At 59.6% G+C, this 19,993-nt stretch carries 19 protein-coding genes; 16 read left to right on the forward strand and 3 right to left on the reverse strand.

Annotated elements, in window-relative coordinates; translation table 11 throughout:
* The first annotated feature begins 167 nt into the window (after nucleotides 1–167).
* The 7 genes from rplU (at nucleotide 168) to IY73_RS06830 (ending at nucleotide 8,235) form a co-directional block, all read left to right on the forward strand.
* Nucleotides 168–464 carry a 50S ribosomal protein L21 gene (gene rplU, locus IY73_RS06800; RefSeq protein WP_053962416.1) on the forward strand — a complete coding sequence of 99 codons (297 nt, stop codon included), beginning with the start codon at nucleotides 168–170 and terminating at the stop codon, nucleotides 462–464.
* A 27-nt stretch (nucleotides 465–491) separates the two neighbouring features.
* Nucleotides 492–755 (forward strand): 50S ribosomal protein L27, encoded by a 264-nt coding sequence (gene rpmA / locus IY73_RS06805; RefSeq protein ID WP_053962417.1) that lies wholly within the window; start codon nucleotides 492–494, stop codon nucleotides 753–755.
* Nucleotides 756–867: 112 nt separating this feature from the next.
* A complete protein-coding gene (gene obgE, locus IY73_RS06810; protein WP_053962418.1) occupies nucleotides 868–2,343 on the forward strand; it encodes a GTPase ObgE in 1,476 nt (491 codons plus the stop codon).
* Between the two features lie 7 nt (nucleotides 2,344–2,350).
* On the forward strand, nucleotides 2,351–3,520 hold the full coding sequence (proB, locus tag IY73_RS06815; RefSeq protein WP_082345509.1) for a glutamate 5-kinase: 1,170 nt from the start codon (nucleotides 2,351–2,353) through the stop codon (nucleotides 3,518–3,520).
* A gap of 161 nt (nucleotides 3,521–3,681) precedes the next feature.
* Nucleotides 3,682–5,103, forward strand: coding sequence for a metallophosphoesterase (locus IY73_RS06820; protein WP_148562353.1), 1,422 nt, complete (start codon nucleotides 3,682–3,684; stop codon nucleotides 5,101–5,103).
* A 178-nt stretch (nucleotides 5,104–5,281) separates the two neighbouring features.
* Nucleotides 5,282–6,355: a fibronectin type III domain-containing protein gene (locus tag IY73_RS06825; RefSeq protein WP_053962420.1), complete on the forward strand. Its 1,074-nt coding sequence runs from the start codon at nucleotides 5,282–5,284 to the stop codon at nucleotides 6,353–6,355.
* A 53-nt stretch (nucleotides 6,356–6,408) separates the two neighbouring features.
* The gene (locus IY73_RS06830; protein ID WP_053979133.1) at nucleotides 6,409–8,235 is read left to right on the forward strand and encodes a YibE/F family protein; all 1,827 of its coding nucleotides are present in this window, start codon (nucleotides 6,409–6,411) and stop codon (nucleotides 8,233–8,235) included.
* Nucleotides 8,236–8,273: 38 nt separating this feature from the next.
* Here the strand turns inward: IY73_RS06830 and IY73_RS06835 are convergent, their stop codons facing one another.
* Nucleotides 8,274–8,807, reverse strand: a complete 534-nt coding sequence (locus IY73_RS06835; RefSeq protein WP_053962422.1) for a hypothetical protein — start codon at nucleotides 8,805–8,807, stop codon at nucleotides 8,274–8,276.
* Nucleotides 8,808–8,981: 174 nt separating this feature from the next.
* On the opposite strand from IY73_RS06835, the gene IY73_RS06840 reads away from it, so the two are divergent.
* Genes IY73_RS06840 through holA form a run of 8 tightly spaced genes read left to right on the forward strand, consistent with a single transcriptional unit; the run spans nucleotide 8,982 to nucleotide 16,765 of the window.
* Complete coding sequence (locus IY73_RS06840; RefSeq protein ID WP_053962423.1) at nucleotides 8,982–10,232, forward strand: glutamate-5-semialdehyde dehydrogenase; 1,251 nt, start codon at nucleotides 8,982–8,984, stop codon at nucleotides 10,230–10,232.
* A 7-nt stretch (nucleotides 10,233–10,239) separates the two neighbouring features.
* Nucleotides 10,240–10,953: a nicotinate-nucleotide adenylyltransferase gene (nadD, locus tag IY73_RS06845; RefSeq protein ID WP_082345510.1), complete on the forward strand. Its 714-nt coding sequence runs from the start codon at nucleotides 10,240–10,242 to the stop codon at nucleotides 10,951–10,953.
* Complete coding sequence (rsfS, locus tag IY73_RS06850; RefSeq protein WP_053962424.1) at nucleotides 10,950–11,360, forward strand: ribosome silencing factor; 411 nt, start codon at nucleotides 10,950–10,952, stop codon at nucleotides 11,358–11,360. Before nadD ends, rsfS begins: the two co-directional genes overlap by 4 nt.
* A 13-nt stretch (nucleotides 11,361–11,373) precedes the next feature.
* Nucleotides 11,374–12,096, forward strand: coding sequence for a histidine phosphatase family protein (locus IY73_RS06855; RefSeq protein WP_053962425.1), 723 nt, complete (start codon nucleotides 11,374–11,376; stop codon nucleotides 12,094–12,096).
* The gene (octT, locus tag IY73_RS06860) at nucleotides 12,096–12,887 is read left to right on the forward strand and encodes a diglucosylglycerate octanoyltransferase (protein ID WP_148417791.1); all 792 of its coding nucleotides are present in this window, start codon (nucleotides 12,096–12,098) and stop codon (nucleotides 12,885–12,887) included. The genes IY73_RS06855 and octT overlap by 1 nt, the downstream gene beginning before the upstream one ends.
* 60 nt (nucleotides 12,888–12,947) lie before the next feature.
* Complete coding sequence (locus tag IY73_RS06865; RefSeq protein ID WP_082345513.1) at nucleotides 12,948–13,646, forward strand: ComEA family DNA-binding protein; 699 nt, start codon at nucleotides 12,948–12,950, stop codon at nucleotides 13,644–13,646.
* On the forward strand, nucleotides 13,633–15,798 hold the full coding sequence (locus IY73_RS06870; protein ID WP_158408654.1) for a ComEC/Rec2 family competence protein: 2,166 nt from the start codon (nucleotides 13,633–13,635) through the stop codon (nucleotides 15,796–15,798). Before IY73_RS06865 ends, IY73_RS06870 begins: the two co-directional genes overlap by 14 nt.
* Nucleotides 15,799–15,802: 4 nt before the next feature.
* Nucleotides 15,803–16,765, forward strand: coding sequence for a DNA polymerase III subunit delta (gene holA / locus IY73_RS06875; protein WP_053962428.1), 963 nt, complete (start codon nucleotides 15,803–15,805; stop codon nucleotides 16,763–16,765).
* Between the two features lie 144 nt (nucleotides 16,766–16,909).
* Here the strand turns inward: holA and rpsT are convergent, their stop codons facing one another.
* Nucleotides 16,910–17,170, reverse strand: a complete 261-nt coding sequence (gene rpsT / locus IY73_RS06880; protein WP_053962429.1) for a 30S ribosomal protein S20 — start codon at nucleotides 17,168–17,170, stop codon at nucleotides 16,910–16,912.
* 189 nt (nucleotides 17,171–17,359) lie between these two features.
* Complete coding sequence (locus IY73_RS06885; RefSeq protein WP_053962430.1) at nucleotides 17,360–17,932, reverse strand: type II toxin-antitoxin system PemK/MazF family toxin; 573 nt, start codon at nucleotides 17,930–17,932, stop codon at nucleotides 17,360–17,362.
* Between the two features lie 172 nt (nucleotides 17,933–18,104).
* Between IY73_RS06885 and lepA the strand changes: the two genes are divergently transcribed.
* Nucleotides 18,105–19,961 (forward strand): translation elongation factor 4, encoded by a 1,857-nt coding sequence (gene lepA / locus IY73_RS06890; RefSeq protein WP_053962431.1) that lies wholly within the window; start codon nucleotides 18,105–18,107, stop codon nucleotides 19,959–19,961.
* Nucleotides 19,962–19,993: the final 32 nt, after the last annotated feature.

The raw sequence follows: 19,993 nt of genomic DNA on the forward strand, positions 1-19,993 counted from the left end.
GGTCGCCATTCAACGGGTGAATACTCGCGTCAACAGCTGCTCTGATGCACTATTGGAGCGCACTGTGAGAATGTAGAAACTCTCCCGCCAATGGCAAGAAACTAGTCCAGTCGAATGACCATCCGGTTGTTCGAGAAGAAACAACACTTTTAAGGGGACGCCCTCCGATGTACGCGATCGTCAAGACCGGCGGAAAGCAGTACAAGGTTGCCGAAGGTGACCTCGTCAAGGTCGAGAAGATCGAGGGAGAGCCGGGCACTGCGGTCTCGCTTTCCCCGGTCCTCGTCGTTGATGGCTCTACCGTAACTTCGGATGTTGACAACATCTCCGTGGCTGCTGAAATTGTTGAGCAGACCAAGGGGCCGAAGATTCGCATCCGTAAATTCAAGAACAAGACCGGTTACCAGAAGCGCCAGGGTCATCGTCAGCCGCTTACCGTGCTGAAGATTACCGGCATCAAGTAACACCGAAATTCCTCTAAGGAGAAGCAAATGGCACATAAGAAAGGTGCATCTAGCTCGCGTAACGGTCGCGACTCTAATGCCCAGCGCCTCGGTGTGAAGCGCTTCGGTGGCCAGCTCGTCAACGCGGGCGAGATCCTGGTCCGCCAGCGCGGCACCCACTTCCACCCCGGCGTCAACGTCGGACGTGGCAAGGACGACACCCTCTTCGCTCTCGCTACAGGCGCCGTTGAATTCGGCACCAAGCGTGGCCGTCAGACGGTAAATATCGTTCCTGCTGAGGCAGAGGCCTAATAAACCTCACCACATCTTTTTTAACAGGGGCGGGCTGGGCAACAACACCCAAGCCCGCCCTTGCTGTATATCTCAAGAGAGACGCTTAACCACCCACACAACGGAGAAGACGATGGCACGCTTCATCGACCGAGTAACCCTTCATGTCACCGCCGGCCACGGCGGCCACGGTTGTGCCTCCGTCCACCGTGAAAAGTTTAAGCCGCTCGGTGGGCCAGACGGTGGAAACGGGGGACGCGGTGGCGACGTTGTCCTCGTCGTTGATCCCCAAGTTCATACCCTCCTTGACTTCCACTTCAGCCCGCACGCAAAAGCGGGAAAAGGCCAGCCGGGCATGGGTTCTCATCGCAACGGGGCGCAGGGCGCCGACCTCGTTCTCAAAGTTCCGGACGGAACAGTCGTCACCACGCCGGAAGGCGAGCTGCTGGCCGACCTTACCGGTGCCGGAACCGAGTTCATTGTCGCCAAGGGCGGCAACGGTGGGCTAGGCAACGCCGCCTTGATCTCCAAAACCCGCAAAGCTCCCGGTTTTGCCCTCTTGGGTGAAGAAGGCGAAAGCTGCGACGTGGTACTTGAACTGAAATCCGTGGCCGATGTGGGGCTGGTGGGTTTTCCCTCGGCCGGTAAATCGTCACTTATTAGTGTGCTTTCCGCCGCCAAGCCGAAGATCGCCGACTATCCCTTCACCACCCTGCAGCCGAACTTGGGGGTAGTGACGGCGGGCGACATTACCTACACCATTGCTGATGTGCCCGGCCTGATCCCCGGTGCCGCCGAAGGGCGCGGTCTGGGGCTCGACTTCCTCCGCCATATCGAGCGCACTGCCGTGCTTGCCCATGTTGTCGACTGTGCCACCTTGGACCCTGGACGAGACCCGGTGAGTGACGTGGATGCGGTGGAAGCCGAATTGGCCGCCTATCAACCTGCCCTCGAAGGTGACATGGGGTTGGGGGATCTGGCCGACCGCCCCCGCATCGTCGTTCTCAATAAGGTCGACGTTCCCGAGGCAAAAGAGCTTGCCGAGTTCGTTAAGGATGAGTTCAGTGCGCGCGGCTGGCCTGTCTTCGCGATTTCCGCGGTGAGCCGAGAAGGGCTGAAGGAACTCTCCTTCGCCCTCGCCGAAATGGTCCATACCTATCGTGACGAGCATCCGGTAGAGCAGGAGAAGCGCGTCTACGTACGTCCGCAGATGAAGGAAGACGATAGTTTCCGTATCCTCCACGACCCAGAAATTCCGGGTGGGTTCATTGTGGACGGCGTGAAGCCCGCCCGCTGGGTGGCGCAAACTGCTTTCGATAACGACGAGGCAGTGGGATTCCTTGCGGACCGGTTGGCGAAGTTGGGTGTGGAAGAGGCGCTGGCGGAAGCTGGTGCAGTTCCAGGTAGTGCCGTCACTATTGGGGATGTGTGCTTCGACTGGGAGCCCAGCACCCTCGCCGGTGTCGACATGACGCCCACTGGTCGTGGCACCGACGTTCGCCTGGACCACAATACGCGAGTGAGTGCGAAGGAACGTCGCCACGCGAAGCGTATCCGCCACGGTCTTGCCGATGAAGACTCCGATATGAATGACGAAAGTACCTGGTAGAAAAAGAATGTCCGGTTCGCAGTCCGTACCCCAGCAGGATTCTTCCCCCTTAGCCGCTGCCGCGCAGCCACGTGTGCCGTCCTCACCCACTCGGGAGGCAATTCGCACAGCCCGTCGTGTGGTCGTCAAAATTGGATCCTCATCTATCTCCCATCCCGATGGCGGGTTAGATCGTGCCAAGCTCGACAAATTGGCGACGGTGCTGGAGGAGCGTATGTGTGCTGGATCCGATGTTTTCGTGGTTTCGTCGGGTGCAATCTCTGCCGGTATTACCCCTCTGAAGCTGCATAAGCGCCCTCGGGACATCGCCACCAAGCAGGCTGCTGCTGCGGTTGGTCAGGTGGAACTTGCGAAGGCGTGGGGGGAGTCCTTTGATCGCTATGGGCGCACGGTGGCGCAGGTGCTGTTGACCGCGAGTGACTTGGGGAAGCGCGATCGGGCCCGGAATGCCCAGAATACTCTGGACCGAATCCGGCTGCTGCATGGTGTACCCATTATCAACGAAAACGACACTGTTGCGACGGACGAGATTCGTTTCGGCGACAATGATCGGCTTGCTGCTTTGGTGGCGCATCTAGTGTCTGCTGACGCCTTGATTCTGTTGTCTGACGTGGATGGTCTCTATGATTCCGATCCTCGCCAAGGTAATGCCACCTTTATCCCTGAGGTTGCCCATCCTGCTGTTATCGATGGTGTGGAAGCAGGCGACGGAGGTGCGCTGGGTACGGGTGGAATGGCCTCTAAACTTTCTTCTGCGCTCCTGGCAGCCGATGCTGGAGTTCCCGTTCTGTTGGCGGCATCTTATGAGGCTGATGCTGCACTCCGGGATGCTTCTGTGGGGACGGTTTTTATGGCGCGGCCGAAGCGTATGACCGCCAAGAAGTTCTGGGTGCGGTACTCCGCGGACAACGCAGGTACCCTCATTGTGGACGAGGGGGCAGCTGCGGCAGTGCGGAGGCGACGTAGTTTGCTGGCCGCTGGGGTGGTGACCGGGGAAGGCGATTTCCATGGTGGGGATGTGGTGGAAGTGCGAACCCGGGAGGGGGAGCTGGTCGGGCGCGGCATTGTGTCCTATGCGGCAGGGGAGATGGAGTTCATGTACCGCATGAGTACAGATGAGCTTCCTAAAGATATGCACGCCCCTGTCATTCATGCGGACGATCTAGTGCTGGTCTAAGAAGTGGCCCGGAGAGGGTCCGGAGACCGCTTGTGGTCACATGTCCAGTGTTTGTATGAATAGTCTATGAATTCATGGTGCCCCAGCGGTAGGTTACTGATGAAAATTAAGTGATCTACCAGGTGTTTTTTGCACATACGGTAGTCATCAGGACTACCTTCATGAGTATGAGCGAAACCACAACTTCCCCGATTACTCGCCGGTCCTTCTTAACTGGTTCAGCTGCCCTCGGTCTAGGGGTAGCCACAAGTCTCACTCTTCCCGGCCCGCAGGCCTCCGCCGCCACCGTCAACGACGCCCTCATCCCTGCCGCGCCCAAAGCAGCTGCGGGAGACAGTGTGACCGTCACCGACCTCGAAGTCATGACCGTCACCCCCACCAGTATCACCTTCTCCTGGAGCACCTTCAAAGAGCCCCACACCGACCACGTCCTCCCCAACGAGCGCGTCGCCTCCGACGGCGAAGTCTGGCTCGCCCGCTCCGATGTCAAGCAACCCCTCCGCTGCGTCCACAAGTCCTACTCCAAGTCCGGCTTCCACTACGTCACCATCCGCGGCCTCAAACCCAACACCATGTACCGCTTCGAATGCCGCTCCTTCGGAAAGAAAGCCGAACCCGGACTCTGGTTCACCAACATCTTCAACGAACCCGAAGTCACCGGAATCCTTACCACCCTCGCCCAGCCCACCGGTAAATACATTCAGACCGTGGCCATCGCCAACGACATTCACCTTGGCAAGAGCGGCGACTCCATCAACTCCACCCCCTGGTCGGAAATCATGGTCTCCACCATGCTCGCCGAAGTGAAACGCCGCGGCATCCCCCATATCTTTATCAACGGTGACCTTTGCGACCACGGCAAACTCGAAGAAGCTAAGGATCTCAAGCGCATCCTCTCCGCCTTCGGCGACTACCAGAAGGACTATTACATGGTCCGCGGTAACCACGACGGCTTCGGAATGCCCACCCCCACTTCCTTCGACCCCATTCAAGCCGTCTTCCCCAAGCACAAGCTCCAAACCTGCTGGACCATGGACTACGGCAAACTCCGCGTCCTCGGTATCGACTCCTCCTGGCCTATGACCAACAGCGGCTTTATCACCGATAAGCAACTGAAAGACATCGAACGGATCCTCATGCAGGATCCGCAACGCCCGACCCTCGTCATGGCCCACCACCCCGTCACCGAAGATGCAGCCCGCAACACCGTCGGCTGGCGCCCCTTCATCCTCGACAAGGATGACTCCCTGCGCCTCCAGCGCATCTTCCAAAAGGCACCTGGTGTATTCTTCATGGCTGCCGGCCACACTCACCGTGCGCACCGGGACGCCCCCGACCTACCCGGTGGCCCCCAGTTTGCCCAGTTCTGTGCCAGCACCCCGTTCCCCGGCGGATTCACCCTCATGGACATCTACGAAGGTGGCTACACCGTCACCTTCCACCGTGCTCCCACCGCACAAGCCCTCCAGCAGGTAGCACTAAGCCGCTACAAACAGTCCCTCGGCTACTACGGGGAGTACACCATCTCCCGCATGCACGACCGCTGCTTCACGGTAAAACGCGACATGTCTGCGCTACGCTAATCTCACTCAGACACCTCGACCCCGTCTGACCCAGCACACCCGTCACTCCGACTGCTGCCATCTGCAGAGGATGACGGGTGTCGGCGTATCTACCGGTGAGCAAGATTTCATACGGTTTCAACACCGCTGCAACTTTGCAGTTAAAGAGGCGTTACGTTGCCCCTTTACCGTGCCAGGTATGAACGAGAATGCTCTGCCCAACCGTACTCTCACTCGCCGCTCTTTCCTCGCCGGAAGCGCCGCAGTGGGGCTAGGCGCCGCCACCGTCCTCACCGGGCCACGCGCATCCGCAGCCACCCCAGTTATCACCCCGCTACCAGCTGCTCCCCGCATGACTTCCGGCGCCGACGCCACCGTTACCGACCTGGAAGTCATCACCGCTACCCCCACCAGCCTGGTGTTTAGCTGGACGACCTTTAAGACTCCCCGCACCGACCATCTCTATCCCAATGATCGCGTCGCATCCGACGGCGAGGTGTGGCTCGCGCGGGCAGACACCAAGGAACCCCTCCGCTGCGTCCACCGTGCCTACTCCAAGACCGGCTTCCACTACGTCACCATCCAAGGCCGCAAACCCAACACCCGGTACCGCTTCGAATGCCGCTCCCTCGGAAAGAAGGCCGAACCCGGCTTCTGGTGCACCAATATCTTCAACGAACCGGAAGTCACCGGCATTGTCTCCACTCTTGCCCAGCCCGCCGGCAAATTCATCCACACTGTCGCCGTTGCCAACGACATCCACATCGGTATGGAAGGTGCCGGAATCACCAAACAGCCCTGGTCTGAAGTAATGGTGGCGTCTATGCTCTCCGACCCGCAGCGCTCCACCCTGGTGCTGTCACACTTCCCGGTGACAGAAGAAGCTGCCCTCACCAACGCTGGCCAGCGTCCCTTCATCTACAACAAGAAGGACTCGCTGCGCCTGCAGCAGCTGTTTCAGAAAGCACCTGGTGTGTTCTTCATGGCTGCCGGCCACACTCACCGTGCGCACCGGGATGCCCCCGACCTGCCCGGTGGCCCCCAGTTTGCCCAGTTCTGTGCCAGCACCCCGTTCCCCGGTGGGTTCACGCTGTTTGACATCTACGAACGCGGCTACACCGTCACTTTCCACCGCACGCCTACTGTGCAAGCACTGGCACAAACGGCATTCAACCGCTACGACAAGAGCTATGGCTTCTACGGTGAATACACTGTAAGCCGGATGCAGGATCGCTGCTTTACCGTGAAACGGGATATGTCCGCTCTGGCATAGTGGCTACAATAGTGGGTATCTCTAGCGTCAACTGACGGGTAGGTACCTTCACTATGGGAAAACTCCGCCTAACGACGGCTGCTGAGAAAACGGTCACTATCGCGCTGGTGATATTTGGCCTTGCCGCCCTTATCGGCATGATTCTCATGTGGCCTTCAGGCAAGTCCGTGACGGTCGATGAAACCCTCAAACAGTCCATCGGCATGAACGACAGTCTGGTCTACGGGAAGGCTCTGGAAGAAGGACAAACAGCCTGCGATAACGTCCTCTTCGGACGTCCCATGAATGTGCAACCGCACTTTCCCGAAGGCTCTTCCTTCACCCCCACAGACGGGGCCAAGAAAGGCCAATGCCCCGGTATCGTCGTGGAGATTCGCACCGGCGAAAACGCGTCCCAGTTTGTTGTTCTCAATAACCGTGTGGTGGGCGACTCCGTCATGGTGAAACCAGGCGACCATATCCGCATGGCGCAAGACAAATCTGCGGGAAACACCCGCTACGTGTTTGAGGACATGGATCGGCGTACCTCCCTGGCCATCTGGCTGGGGGTGACTGTTCTCATCGTGCTACTCGCCGGCTCGTGGAAAGGACTGCGAGCCGTCATCGGTGTCATCGTCACCCTGGCAGTAGTGGTGCTGTGGATGCTGCCCTCTATCCTCTCTGGTCACCCCGTTATCCCCGTTGCCGTATGCGGTTCCTGCCTCGTACTCTTCCTCGTGATGTTCTTCGTCCACGGGTTTAGCTGGAAAACTGCCTCGGCGCTACTGGGCACTCTAATATCCCTCTTGGGTGCCGTCACCATGAGTCAATTGGCAGTGCAGACGGCACACATCACCGGGATGTCAGAAGGACAAAACGTTACCATGCAGATGTACATGGGACAGCTGCCAGTTGTGGGTCTCGTCATTGCCGGATTCATCATCGGCACCATCGGTGTGCTCAACGACGTCACCATCAGCCAAGCAGCCACCGTATACGAGCTGGCAAAAATGGACCCCACTGCATCTGCCAGCCGCGTCTTCAGCGGAGCTATGCGAGTGGGCCGTGACCATATCTCCTCCATGCTCTATACTCTGGTGCTGGCCTACACCGGTTCGGTGCTGCCACTTCTCCTCCTCATCCAACAGTCCTCCCGTGGTATGTGGGAAGTCCTCAACGGTGAAGTAATTGCCGTGGAGATCCTCCGCTCGGTAGTTGGTGCTATTACCTTGGCGCTATCCTTCCCCCTCACCAACGCCATTGCTACCTGGCTGGCAGTTCCGCACAAACACGGGCGGGAAGACGATGGCGCTCCTGTCACAGTAGGTGCCCTCATCAGATCAGCAGGAGAACACGACGACGAGCCGCTCTCGCGACCCATCCCCGCCCCCCAAGAATCCAGGGAAGAAGAAAATGTCGAAGCGGAGATCGTCCACCCCAATGGCGGAGGGTACCTGCGCCGAGATAACTACCATCGGCCTGCCGATCCGCAATCCCCTCCCATGGACTCGACCACCAGCGGCCGGGAACCGCACACGCCACCTACTGCCGGCCGCTATGCGCGTCCGAGTGAAGCAGCCCTCCCCACCGAACGCCAGCCCCGTCCCAACAACGGCTACCCGCGGCCACAGGGCGGATTTCAACGAGTCGGTGACGGCCACCTGGTAACCGGTGACGGCTACCTTACCAGCGGTGACCGCAGCCACGCCACCTACATGCCCCCCACCGTGACCTCGACAGGAGACGCCCCCACCATCTCCGACTACCAGCCGCGCCGCGCCCGACCAGCGGGAACCGACAATGGTGTAGGCGACTACCACACCGCCGCAGACCGCTACCCCAGCGAAAATGACAGCGGGGGAGAGGAAGCACCTGCCCGGCACGGCCGGCACTCTCGCTAGCAACCCACTACCGCCCTACCTCCACGGCGAAATCACCACTAGCGGATGCACCAACTCTTTTCGGCGTAGCTGAAAGCGACCGGAATAGTAGCTACATCTTCTGGAAGTGGGGTACCCGGAAGCTCCTTCTGGTTGTAGCGAGTGGTGAGTGTACCTGCCGCAGTAGCGCCGTCCACCACCACATGGTCGAGTGTAAGGCTCACCCAGGGCACACGCCCTTGCGCATTAGCCGCTGCACTTGAAAGCGGTGGAATATTTTCCAGCATTGCCGCAGCTCCAGCACCTGAAGATGTTGTACAGAAGGCTTTTTGGACAAGATCCGCGCGCAACTGCGGATCTGCCGTCTGCAATCCCGCCTCCAGCTCGGAGACCACTTCTTTCAGCGCGGGGTCAATTGGTCCCGGAGGGTCCTCAGGCCGCACTACCAACCCAATAACGAGTGCGAGAGCCGCCAAGAACAGCACAGAAAAACTGGCGACCCGTCCTTCGCGTCGATTACCCCCAGACTGCTCCTCATCCCGCAAGGCGTCAGCGAGACCTTGCGGAACAGCATCCGAGATGGGTTCAGACATACGTCACCTAGAGAAATAAGGAAAAGAGAATAAAAATGCGGTAGTGGCAAGTTTAGAAGTTCGACAAATGCTTGTGGGCAAAAATTCCCTCCACACACGCAAGTTGCCAGAAACTTGCCGGAAGGAGTCCCGGGCACGCCCGCCTCTTTCAGCCGGAAAGGTAGGCTAGACAGCATGACCGCTACTGATGAACTGCGCGAGGACATTCTCGCCGCCGCTGCTCGTTCCAAAGCCGCCTCGCGGGCCATCGGCCTGCTCACCGCCACGCAGAAGAACGAAATCCTGCAGACCGCCGCCCGTACCCTTCTCAACCGGGTCGACGAAATCCTGGCCGCCAACCAGGAGGATATCGAGACCGCCCGCAGCAAAGGTACCAGCGACGCCATGGTCGATCGCCTCGCGCTCGACCAGGCCCGTATCGAAGGCATCGCTGGCGGTCTCACTCAGGTCGCCGGTCTGCCCGACCCCGTCGGCGAAGTGCTTCGCGGCCGTACTCTCGGTAATGGTCTCAAACTGCGGCAGATCCGCGTTCCGCTGGGTGTTGTCGGTATCGTCTACGAAGCCCGACCCAACGTCACCGTCGATGCGTTCGGCCTAGCCCTCAAGTCTGGGAACGCGGTCATCCTCCGTGGCTCCAAGTCCGCAGCACGCTCGAACGCTGCCCTCGTCGCGATCCTGCGCGACGTCCTCACCTCCTGTGGGGCACCCGCAGATGGCGTCCAGCTCATCAGCTCAGAATCTCACGACACCGTCACTCACCTCATTCAGGCACGCGGACTAGTCGATGTCGTCATTCCGCGCGGTGGTGCCAACCTCATCAATGCAGTCGTCCAGAACGCCACCGTTCCCACTATCGAAACTGGCACCGGCAACTGCCACATCTACCTCCACTCCGCAGCGGACCTGGAGATGGGCATCGCCTGCATGCTGAATGGCAAGACGCGCCGCTGCTCCGTATGCAACGCCACCGAAACCGTACTAGTTGACAAAGGCCTGGGGGACGACGGTCTGCAGGCGGTGCTCGACGCTTTGGACGGCGCCGGCGTCACCGTCCATGGGGATCTACCCGGCCTGGTTCCCGCCACCGACGAGGACTGGGGCAACGAATACCTCAGCATGGACATCGCCCTCAAAGTAGTCGATGGTCTGGAGGAAGCTGTCGACCACATCAACACCTGGGGCTCCGGGCACTCCGAATCCATCATCACCAGGGATGTTACCGTTGCCCAGCAGTTCACCGACTGCGTCGATGCAGCAGCCGTCTACGTCAACACTTCCACGGCCTTCACCGACGGCGAACAATTCGGCATGGGCGCTGAAATGGGTATCTCCACCCAGAAGCTGCACGCGCGCGGCCCCATGGCACTCCCAGAATTGACCAGTGCCAAGTGGGTTATTTGGGGAACTGGCCAAACTCGACCCTAGGTACACAATGATGGATAGCACACGGCACTCTCCCGCCACTAGCCGCCTCGGTATTATGGGTGGTACTTTCGACCCCATCCACCACGGTCATCTGGTGGCAGCTAGCGAGGTCGCTGCCCGCTTCGACCTCGATGATGTCGTCTTTGTCCCCACTGGAGAACCGTGGCAGAAGCACGGCCGGCGGGTGAGCTCGGGGGAAGACCGCTATCTGATGACGGTGATCGCCACCGCCTCCAACCCACGCTTCTCGGTGAGCCGCTGTGACCTTGATCGGCAGGGGCCAACGTACACCATCGATACGTTGCACGATATCCAATCTCAGCACCCGGAAAGCGAACTCTACTTCATCACTGGTGCCGATGCCCTCTCCAAAATTGTGACGTGGCAGAACTGGGAACAGCTTTTCGACATGGCGCACTTCGTTGGTGTCACGCGCCCCGGCTACACTATTGATGAAGAGTTACAGAGCCGCCTTCCGGAAGGCCGTGTCACTCTTCTCGAGATTCCCGCTCTGGCGATCTCATCGACCGAATGCCGGCGTCGTACCGAGGAGGGGATGCCCGTGTGGTACCTCGTTCCCGATGGTGTTGTGCAGTACATTGCGAAGCGCAACCTGTACCGGCCGGATGATTCTGCGCGTGCCGACGGCACCGCTGTCGCAACTGCCCCCGTTCCAATGCCCCCTGATGCTTACACCACTATTTCGAAGGAGAATGCGTGACAGCCTCTGCTAACGCAATCGAGATCGCTACCTGGGCGGCCCAAGCCGCAGACAGCAAGAAAGCCGACAATATTCGTATTCTGGATGTGTCTGAGCGGCTTGCCATCACTGATTGCTTCGTCATCGCCTCTGCCGACAATGAGCGCCAAGTCAATGCCATTGTGGACGGTGTAGAAGAAGCTCTGCTCAAGCACAAGGTCAAGCCTGTCCGTCGAGAAGGTGGCAAAGAAGGCCGCTGGATCCTCATTGACTTTGTGGATGTTGTCGTCCACGTGCAGCATGCTGACGAACGTGAGTTTTACGGTCTCGACTCCCTGTGGAAAGACTGCCCCGAAATCTCATGGGGGTCCGCCGTAGATGCCGTTACCGCGGGCGACGCTGTAGAAGCTGAGGCCACAGAGGGATAGCAGAGGAATAACTGTGTCCTTCCGTCGACTCATACTGCTCCGGCATGGGGAAACTGAATTCAATCTCGCCCGCCGCATGCAGGGCCACCTCGACGTGGAACTGTCCGCCCGCGGACGAGAGCAAGCTAGTCGCGTCGCTCCTATGCTCGCCGCTAAACACCCCCTTGCCATTGTGAGCTCTGATGCGCAACGAGCCACCCATACTGCCCAAGCAGTAAGTGATCTGTGCGGTGTGTCCGTGCAGCTCGATAGCCGCCTACGGGAAACTGATATGGGCGAATGGACGGGACTCGACCATACAGAAGTGGAGGCCCGCTGGCCCGGTGACCGTCCGAAATGGCGTTCCGACCCCACCTTCGCTCCTCCTGGCGGAGAAACCCGTTTGGCGGTAGCGGCGCGCGCTATGGAGGTTGTCCGTGACCTCCACCACCGCCTCACCGACTGGGGCCAGGATGACCGTCCTGTCCTTCTCGTCGCTCATGGTGGAACCTTCCTGGCCTTAGCTGCCGCGCTCATCGACTCACCGCTGCAGAACTACGCTACATTCTCCGCGTTGGGAAACACCTCCTGGTCCCAATTCACGGAGTGGCCGCAATACTTCACCGAAGCGGATCTCGACCAGCACCCCGCAGCAGCTGGCCCCCGCATCCCCGCGATACCCCCCATCCAACCCGGCTACCAGTGGCGGGTCGATATCTGGAACTCCACTACTCACTTGGGAAACGACGCGTTCTGATGACAGACCAGCCGGCCGATCACGACACTACTGCCGAGCGTCAGGCGTTATCCGCCTATGATGTGTCCGCACTATGCGACCATACAAAGCTTCTTGTGTTTGGAGACTCCCTCACCCACTTCGGGCCAGAAGGTGCTTTACCTCCCCACGATCTGCGTCTCTGGCCGGCGGCACTCGCCCACGATATGGGCCTTGAGTTAGCGCTCTTCGCGGAAGCTGGCTGGACGACGCGCCAAGGATGGTGGGCCATGACCCGAAACCCCACTATCTGGGAAGCTATCGCTGAATCCTCCGCCGTCGTCCTTGGGTTGTGCAGTATGGACTCCATGCCCTCTCCGCTACCCACCGCATTGCGGGAGGGGCTGCGGTATATTCGCCCCCCGCGCTTACGTCGAGCCGTGCGGAAAGGCTATCTGGCTCTGCAACCACAACTATCCCCCTATCTGCCATGGCAGGCACTTCCTCCCCATCTCACAGTCGAGTACCTGGAACGGATGCGCAACGCCATTACAGTGGTGCGAGCCGATGTCCCCATTGTCGCTGTCGCACCCTGCGGCCATTGGGGAAAATCCTATGGTTATGCACAGCCAGGTCGCGATAAAACTGGTGCCGCAGTGCACCAGTGGGCACAACAAAAGGGTATTCCCGTCGTTGATCTCTACGCTGAGACTCGCAGCTACGTTGATAACCACATCGGTAATCCTGACGGTTTGCACTGGGGGTTTGACGCACATCGTGATGTTGCCGACGCTTTCCTCCGAACCTTCCACACTCACACAAACTGGGGATAACCTTTTGCCGCCGGCTGGTTCGCCATAGTAAAGGACGATACCCTCTTCTACGCTGCTGGTATGCCACACCGCCCACCCATCAGTGTTTACCCACCCAACGCGCCCACCTGGGCACAGAGTGGATGGGGCAGCGAAGAACACGCCACCCCGCCCGACCCTGACCCAACTCACTCGCCACCCTCATCCCGACCGTTTGCTGCTGCTTCTGCTATTCCTGGAGCACAGCGGATAACGCACTGGTGGGCAACCATGACAAGCCTGCAACTACGCGGATTCGTTATCGCCGTGATGGTGTTGGTGGGACTCTCCACGACAAGCCTCATCGCCAACTATTGGATGCTCCATGCCAGTGGAGTCTCCCCGGTAAGTCTGCGGTCCGCCCAGTCTGCCCCAACTATGCAGAACAGCAACTCTAACTCCGGACAGCCAGCCGAGGTTCGCACCGTCACCCTGACAACCACACCACCCACCGGCAGGGGCGCGCTCGAAACGGCGACGAGCACCAGCGAGCCTTCTGCAGGAGGAGCCACACTGCAAGCGGGTTCAGCAGCGTCTTCACCGGCCAACGGCCTTATTAACATCAATACTGCTTCTGTTGCAGAGCTTGACGGGCTTCCCGGTGTCGGTCCCGCCACCGCACAAGCCATCGTTGATTACCGCACCACGAACGGGCCCTTTTCCAGTGTGGAGGAACTGACTGCCGTCGATGGGATTGGTGAGGGCAAACTCGCCAAGATGCGCGGACATGCCACCGTTTAGCAGGAACGATACCCACCTTCCGCACCGGCATGGGGACCGTGTCCACGACATTCGTCTCGTTGTACCGGCTCTTTGCCTGTGGGCGACTGCCCTAGCAGGTGCAGAAGGGGGGATACATATCCTGGGAGGAATTGTAGCGAGTGCGTCCGTCGGGGCTGTCATTGTGTGGCGAGTTCGCCGGCGTAGGTTAGAGTCTCCGCTCGCGTCTCTTATTCTTGCGGCGTTGCTTGCGGTAGTGCTGGGTGGTGCCGCAGTGCTGCCACACCTGTTTCTCACCGAGCTGGGGAGGCGCGAGCTCTATTCTGCGCCCACGACCGCTTCTGGCCTGTCTGCCCCATTCGCTGCCCGCACCCCGGTCGCTGCCCGCACCCCGGTAGCTGCCCATGCCCCGTCAGTTACCGCCTCCGCCCCTCGACTCCTGGGGTCCCCCACGGCAGCCTCATCGCGGGTGGTCATCGGCCGTATCACCAGTAGACCACTCCATAATGTCACTGGTACGCGCTTTACGCTACGCACCGCCCATGGGGAGATGATTATCCATGCCCGCGCAGCACAGTTTCAAAAACTTGTTTTAGGACAACGTGTCACACTGGTTGTTAAACCGTTACGGCCACCAGACCACCATCTCAGCTTGGGGGAGTGGCGGGCAATTTATCTCCGTAGTGCCCGTGCACCGCAGGGAATGTGGGCATTTTCTGCACTCGTTGCACGGCAATGGGAGGAGGCGCTTACCCTTGCTGACACAGCGGGTCTCACCACCAGTCTGCATGCGCTCGCCCGCGGAATGACCATTGGCGACACCTCCGGCCTCACTCCAGACCAGCAGCGCTGCTACCGCGCCAGTGGCCTCACTCACCTCACTGCCGTCAGTGGTGCCAATGTCAGCTATGTGCTGCTCCTCGCAGGAGTCACGCTCCATCACGCTTCCCCACGCCGCCGGGTAATCGTGCACTCTCTCCTCCTTGTTCTCTTCGCGGCGCTGATCGGTCCCGAACCAGCCGTGCTCCGTGCCACGATCAGCGGAGCCGTTGGCGTACTTGCACTGTGGGAAGGTGGACGGAGCGCCGCGTTTCCTGCACTCGGAGCAGGCATACTCAGCCTTATCATCGTCTCACCGCTTTTTGCGGTGTCCCCCGGATTTCTCCTTTCTGTAGCGGCCACCGCAGCACTCATCTGGGCGGCACCTCGCCTCGCCGAGCAACTCACACAGTTGGGTCTTCCCCTTGTTGTGGGCGAGGTGCTGGCGGTGGCAGCGGTAGCCGCCAGCAGCACACTTCCACTAAGCCTCTACCTTTTTGGGACCGCTAGCGTTCTTGGGGTGCTCGCCAATACTGTGGTTGCACCGGTTGTTCCCCTCATCACCGCTGTTGGGTTGGTGGGGGTAGCCACGAGTCTCTTCTTCCCGCCTGTGGGGGCAGTAGTGCTGATGGTGCTGTTGCCTGCATTGTGGTGGGTAGAGAAGGTGGGAAGGGCACTGGGTGGCCCCGGTTGGGCTCAGCTTGCTCTCCCCGAGAAGCTTTCCCCAGGACTTGTTCCAACTCTGGTCCCCAGCTTGCTGGCCACCGCTGTGCTTGCTGCGGCGGTGCTCGCCTGCCACACACGGAGAGGGAGGGGAGTGGTTGTCGCTCTCGTCATAGTGGCTGGGGTAGTAACGGGCGGACATGCTGCCGGAAGCTATCGGCATATGACGACCTGCCAACGTCAGCCAGATGCTCTCACTCTGGTGTCTTCGGCATCGGACTTCACCGCATCGCCTTTCACTGCCACGGGCGCTACGCACACTGTGGGGGTTAAACACCAAGGATCGCACCACCAATCGCAGCGCTCGGTCATCCTCCTAGAGGGTAGACTCACCGCAGCGGCCCTGCCACACATTGATGAACTTGCCGCCAGTATGCAGCATCCCGTTCTTGTGCATCTGAGCACGGCGGCATCCCACGCCACCATCACGCGCGGATCCCGCCCTTCTGCTCATCGCTCTGGCCCGACACCCTTCAGTGTCTCCCCGCGGGTGTCTCCTACAGAATCTTCCGTGGCGTCCTCTCGCGTGTCCTTCACTCCGGGCGGCACCCCTGTCGTCGAACTGGCAGCAGGCGAGACGGTGACAATCACCGCGACCAACCAGATTTGTGCCATCGGCATGGCAAGATAGAGGCGTGAACCCTCTGCAGCTCATTCTTGGTGACGAAGAATTCCTCATCGACCGTGCTATCGCCAGCATCATCCGGGGCGTGCGTGCGGGAATGCAGAGCAACCCGGAAGAACTTCCCGTTACCAAACTCCGTGCGGGCGATGTCACACCGTCCGAAATTGTCGAACTGCTGAGCCCCTCTCTCTTCGCGGAAGACCGCGTTGTTGTCCTTGAAGCAGCTGGCGAAGCCGGCAAAGAGGCAGCAGCCACCATCGAACAGGCAGTACACGAACCAGCGCCAGGGATCGTCCTAGTAGTGGTTCACAGTGGTGGAGGCCGTGCAAAAAACCTCGTTACCGTCTTAAAGAAGGCAGGTGCGGAGGTGACGGAATGCCCGAAGATCACCAAGGTGAGTGAAAGGGAGGCCTTTGTTATCAACGAGTTTCGTAACCTGGGTGTCCGTCCTAGTAGCGATGCCGTCCATGCGCTTCTTGATGCCATTGGTGGGGATCTTCGGGAGCTGGCCTCCGCAGTGACCCAATTGGTTGCGGATACTGGGGGACGGGTAGACTCAGCGGCTGTCAGGCGCTACTACGCGGGGGTGGCGGGTGTTACCGGATTTCAGGTTGCCGACGATACACTCGCGGGGAACACGGCGGCTGCGTTGACAGCTCTCCGCTGGGCACTAGTGGGAGGTCTGCATCCTGTTCCGATCGCGGATGCGTTGGGAGATTCCCTCTTAGGGATGGCACGTCTTTCTGCTATCGGTCGCGTGGATCCCTACTCTTCCGCGAAAACATTGGGTATGCCGCCCTGGAAGATCAAAAAGATTCAGCAGCAACTGCGGGGATGGGATGCTGCTCGCCTGGCGCAGGCGATGCAGATTGCTACCGAGCTGAATGGGGCAGTGAAAGGGCAATCAGCGGATGCTGAGTATGCCCTGGAGAAAGCTGTCCGGGAGATTTCTCAACTGGCAGGCCGGCGCTAAGGCTTGTTACCTAGCTCATTCGCTCTCCTCGATAGCTGGGGTGACGGGTGAGACGATGATTGCTGCCACGATATGTGTCTCTCTATAGCAGAAGCGCCGGTCGGGATAACCCGAACCGGCGCTTCTGCGATGTGCTAGCGCAGATTAGAGAGCGTTGGTCTGCTGAGCCATAGCGGACTTCTTGTTGGCCGCCTGGTTCTTGTGGATGACGCCTTTGCTCACAGCCTTGTCGAGAGAGCGGCTGGCGACGCGCAGAGCCTCAGTGGCTTTTTCCTTGTCGCCAGCTTCAGCTGCCTCACGGAAGGCGCGGATATCAGTACGCAGAGCAGACTTAATGGCCTGGTTACGAAGACGGGCGCGCTCGTTGGTGCGGATCCGCTTCTTCTGGGACTTGATGTTTGCCACGTGGAAACCTCTGTAAGTTGTTGTGTTCTGGACTCAATGCTTATTTGATTGCGGCGCGTTGCCCCGGGGCATCTCACTCGGCAGTATTCGTACAGAAAAGTACGGGACGTCCACCGGGTGCGCTATACGCAATCACCGAAGGTTCAGCTTAGCAAAGATACCGCTACCACTCAAAACCTGTTACCTGGTTCAGGACCAGCCGTACTCACCCCGCAGGCGGCGCGCGACCTGCTCAAAACGTTCCTTATCGAGGATGGCCCCCTCACGGCGGATCCCCGCTTCTGGTACCTCTAAAACGCGATCTAGCCGCACGTAGCTCTCCCGATGCTGGCTATCCCAGGATCCACGGCCAAGATACTCCCAGTTGCTGTCCTCGCGACGGTGCGACTGCGAGGACAGCATGAGTCCCAACAACGTGTCACGATCGCGACCCACCACAAGTACCGGGCGATCTTTGCCTTCGCTGGCGTTCTCCTCGAACTCCACCCACGTCCACACGATCTCGCCCGGATCTGCCTTGCCATCCAGATCAGGGGAGTACACCAGGTGGCGGGCTACACTGCGGGCACTCTTAGCGTGACGGGTGGTGGGTCGACCGCCCCCACGGCTGATCTGCCGGTCGTGTGTATTTCCGCTAAAGCTCCGGATGGCCTCCTGCGTTGCACGCGTAACAATACGACGCGTCGACGGATTACTGAGAATGTTCTTCGCGGCGCGCACCAAGGTACCGACGAGACGGCCGCCTTTTCCAGCTGGACTCATACGTCTCAGCGTACCGTGTGCCGGCGTACGCGCCCGCGGGAGCGACCTAAATTCCAGAAACTGCCACTTCGTGAGACACTAGAGGGGAATTCCCGTATCGGGACCGTGGGGCGAGTGGCTCTCACCCTCCGCACTACCCGACCCGTACTGTCCGAAAGGTTTGAGCACCTCTATGGCGCACTTCGCAGAGACGACGTTTACTGATCCTGCCCGGATCCGTAACTTCTGCATCATTGCCCACATCGACCATGGCAAGTCCACACTGGCCGACCGCATGCTGCAGATCACCGGTGTCGTCAACCAACGTGAAATGCGTGACCAGTACTTGGACCGCATGGACATCGAGCGGGAGCGCGGCATCACTATTAAGGCGCAGAACGTGCGTATCCCCTGGGTGCCCAAGACAGGAACCTGTGCTGGCCAAGAGATTGTCATGCACCTCATCGACACCCCCGGGCACGTCGACTTTACCTACGAGGTTTCCCGTGCTCTCGAAGCCTGCGAAGGGGCCGTGCTGCTGGTCGACGCCGCCCAGGGTATCGAAGCGCAAACCCTTGCTAACCTCTACATGGCCATCGATAAGGATCTGGAGATCATCCCCGTCCTTAACAAGATCGATCTGCCAGCTGCCGACCCGGATCGCTACGCCCGTGAAATCGCCCAAATTATCGGCTGCGATCCCAGCGACGTCATTCAGGTCTCGGCAAAGTCGGGCATCGGCGTCGAAGAGCTCATGGACGTCATCGCCGAGAAAGTTCCCGCCCCGACAGGCAGCTCCAGCGGCCCCACTCGCGCCCTCATCTTCGACTCCGTCTATGACATCTACCGCGGAGTCGTCACCTACATTCGTGTGATGGACGGGGAAATCCGCCCCCGTACCAAGATTCGCATGATGTCGACTGGTGCCGTCCACGAACTCCTGGAAGTGGGCGTTATCTCGCCCGAGCCAAAACCCACCGATGGACTTGGTGCGGGAGAGGTAGGCTACCTCATCACCGGTGTGAAAGACGTCCGTCAGTCCAAAGTGGGCGACACCGTCACCACCTTTAAAGACGGAGCAGAAGAACCCTTGGCCGGCTATGAAGATCCAAAGCCCATGGTCTATTCCGGTCTTTATCCTATCGATGCCTCCGACTACCCCGACCTGCGCGATGCGCTAGACAAGCTGCAGCTCAATGACGCTGCCCTTACCTACGAGCCGGAGACCTCTGTGGCACTGGGCTTCGGCTTCCGCTGCGGCTTCCTCGGCCTCCTCCACATGGAGATCACCCGCGATCGTCTGCAGCGCGAGTTTGGGTTGGACCTCATCTCCACCACACCCAACGTGCACTACCGGGTTGTCACCGAAGACGGTACCGAGTACGAGGTGACAAACCCCTCCAATTGGCCGGAAGGCAAACTCCGGGAAGTCAACGAGCCCGTCGTGAGCTCCTCGATTATTGTGCCCAGCGAGTTTGTGGGCACCACCATGGAGCTGTGCCAAACCCACCGCGGTGAGTTGAAGGGCATGGATTACTTGTCTGAGACACGCGTGGAACTGCGCTACCGTCTACCCCTTGCCGAAATCATCTTCGACTTCTTCGACTCTCTGAAGTCACGGACCCGTGGATACGCCTCACTGGACTACCACGAGGACGGTGAGCAGCTGTCCGACCTGGTAAAGGTCGATATTCTATTGCAGGGCGAAGCAGTGGACGCATTCTCCGCTATTGTCCACAAGGATTATGCCTCCACCTACGGCAATATGATGACGAAGAAACTGCGAGCCCTCATCCCCCGACAGCAGTTCGAAGTGCCTATTCAGGCAGCAGTCGGCTCGCGCATTATTGCCCGCGAGAATATCCGCGCCATCCGCAAGGACGTCTTGGCCAAGTGCTACGGCGGCGACATTTCCCGTAAGCGCAAGCTGCTGGAAAAGCAGAAGGAGGGCAAGAAGCGGATGAAGACCATCGGCCGCGTAGACGTGCCGCAGGAAGCCTTCATCGCAGCTCTCTCCGCCGACGCAGAAAGCGACAAGAAAAAGAACTAGCTTCACAGGGACGCTAGCTCCTCGAGAGGCAT

It is taken from the genome of Lawsonella clevelandensis (assembly GCF_001293125.1).
Lineage (GTDB): Bacteria > Actinomycetota > Actinomycetes > Mycobacteriales > Mycobacteriaceae > Lawsonella > Lawsonella clevelandensis.

Bases quoted from the DNA above. Each gene is read 5' to 3' on its own strand.
- rplU (WP_053962416.1), top strand. From the start codon at position 168: ATGTACGCGATCGTCAAGACCGGCGGAAAGCAGTACAAGGTTGCCGAA.
- rpmA (WP_053962417.1), top strand. From the start codon at position 492: ATGGCACATAAGAAAGGTGCATCTAGCTCGCGTAACGGTCGCGACTCT.
- obgE (WP_053962418.1), top strand. From the start codon at position 868: ATGGCACGCTTCATCGACCGAGTAACCCTTCATGTCACCGCCGGCCAC.
- proB (WP_082345509.1), top strand. From the start codon at position 2,351: ATGTCCGGTTCGCAGTCCGTACCCCAGCAGGATTCTTCCCCCTTAGCC.
- IY73_RS06820 (WP_148562353.1), top strand. From the start codon at position 3,682: ATGAGTATGAGCGAAACCACAACTTCCCCGATTACTCGCCGGTCCTTC.
- IY73_RS06825 (WP_053962420.1), top strand. From the start codon at position 5,282: ATGAACGAGAATGCTCTGCCCAACCGTACTCTCACTCGCCGCTCTTTC.
- IY73_RS06830 (WP_053979133.1), top strand. From the start codon at position 6,409: ATGGGAAAACTCCGCCTAACGACGGCTGCTGAGAAAACGGTCACTATC.
- IY73_RS06835 (WP_053962422.1), bottom strand. From the start codon at position 8,807: ATGTCTGAACCCATCTCGGATGCTGTTCCGCAAGGTCTCGCTGACGCC.
- IY73_RS06840 (WP_053962423.1), top strand. From the start codon at position 8,982: ATGACCGCTACTGATGAACTGCGCGAGGACATTCTCGCCGCCGCTGCT.
- nadD (WP_082345510.1), top strand. From the start codon at position 10,240: ATGATGGATAGCACACGGCACTCTCCCGCCACTAGCCGCCTCGGTATT.
- octT (WP_148417791.1), top strand. From the start codon at position 12,096: ATGACAGACCAGCCGGCCGATCACGACACTACTGCCGAGCGTCAGGCG.
- IY73_RS06865 (WP_082345513.1), top strand. From the start codon at position 12,948: ATGCCACACCGCCCACCCATCAGTGTTTACCCACCCAACGCGCCCACC.
- IY73_RS06870 (WP_158408654.1), top strand. From the start codon at position 13,633: ATGCCACCGTTTAGCAGGAACGATACCCACCTTCCGCACCGGCATGGG.
- IY73_RS06885 (WP_053962430.1), bottom strand. From the start codon at position 17,932: ATGAGTCCAGCTGGAAAAGGCGGCCGTCTCGTCGGTACCTTGGTGCGC.
- lepA (WP_053962431.1), top strand. From the start codon at position 18,105: ATGGCGCACTTCGCAGAGACGACGTTTACTGATCCTGCCCGGATCCGT.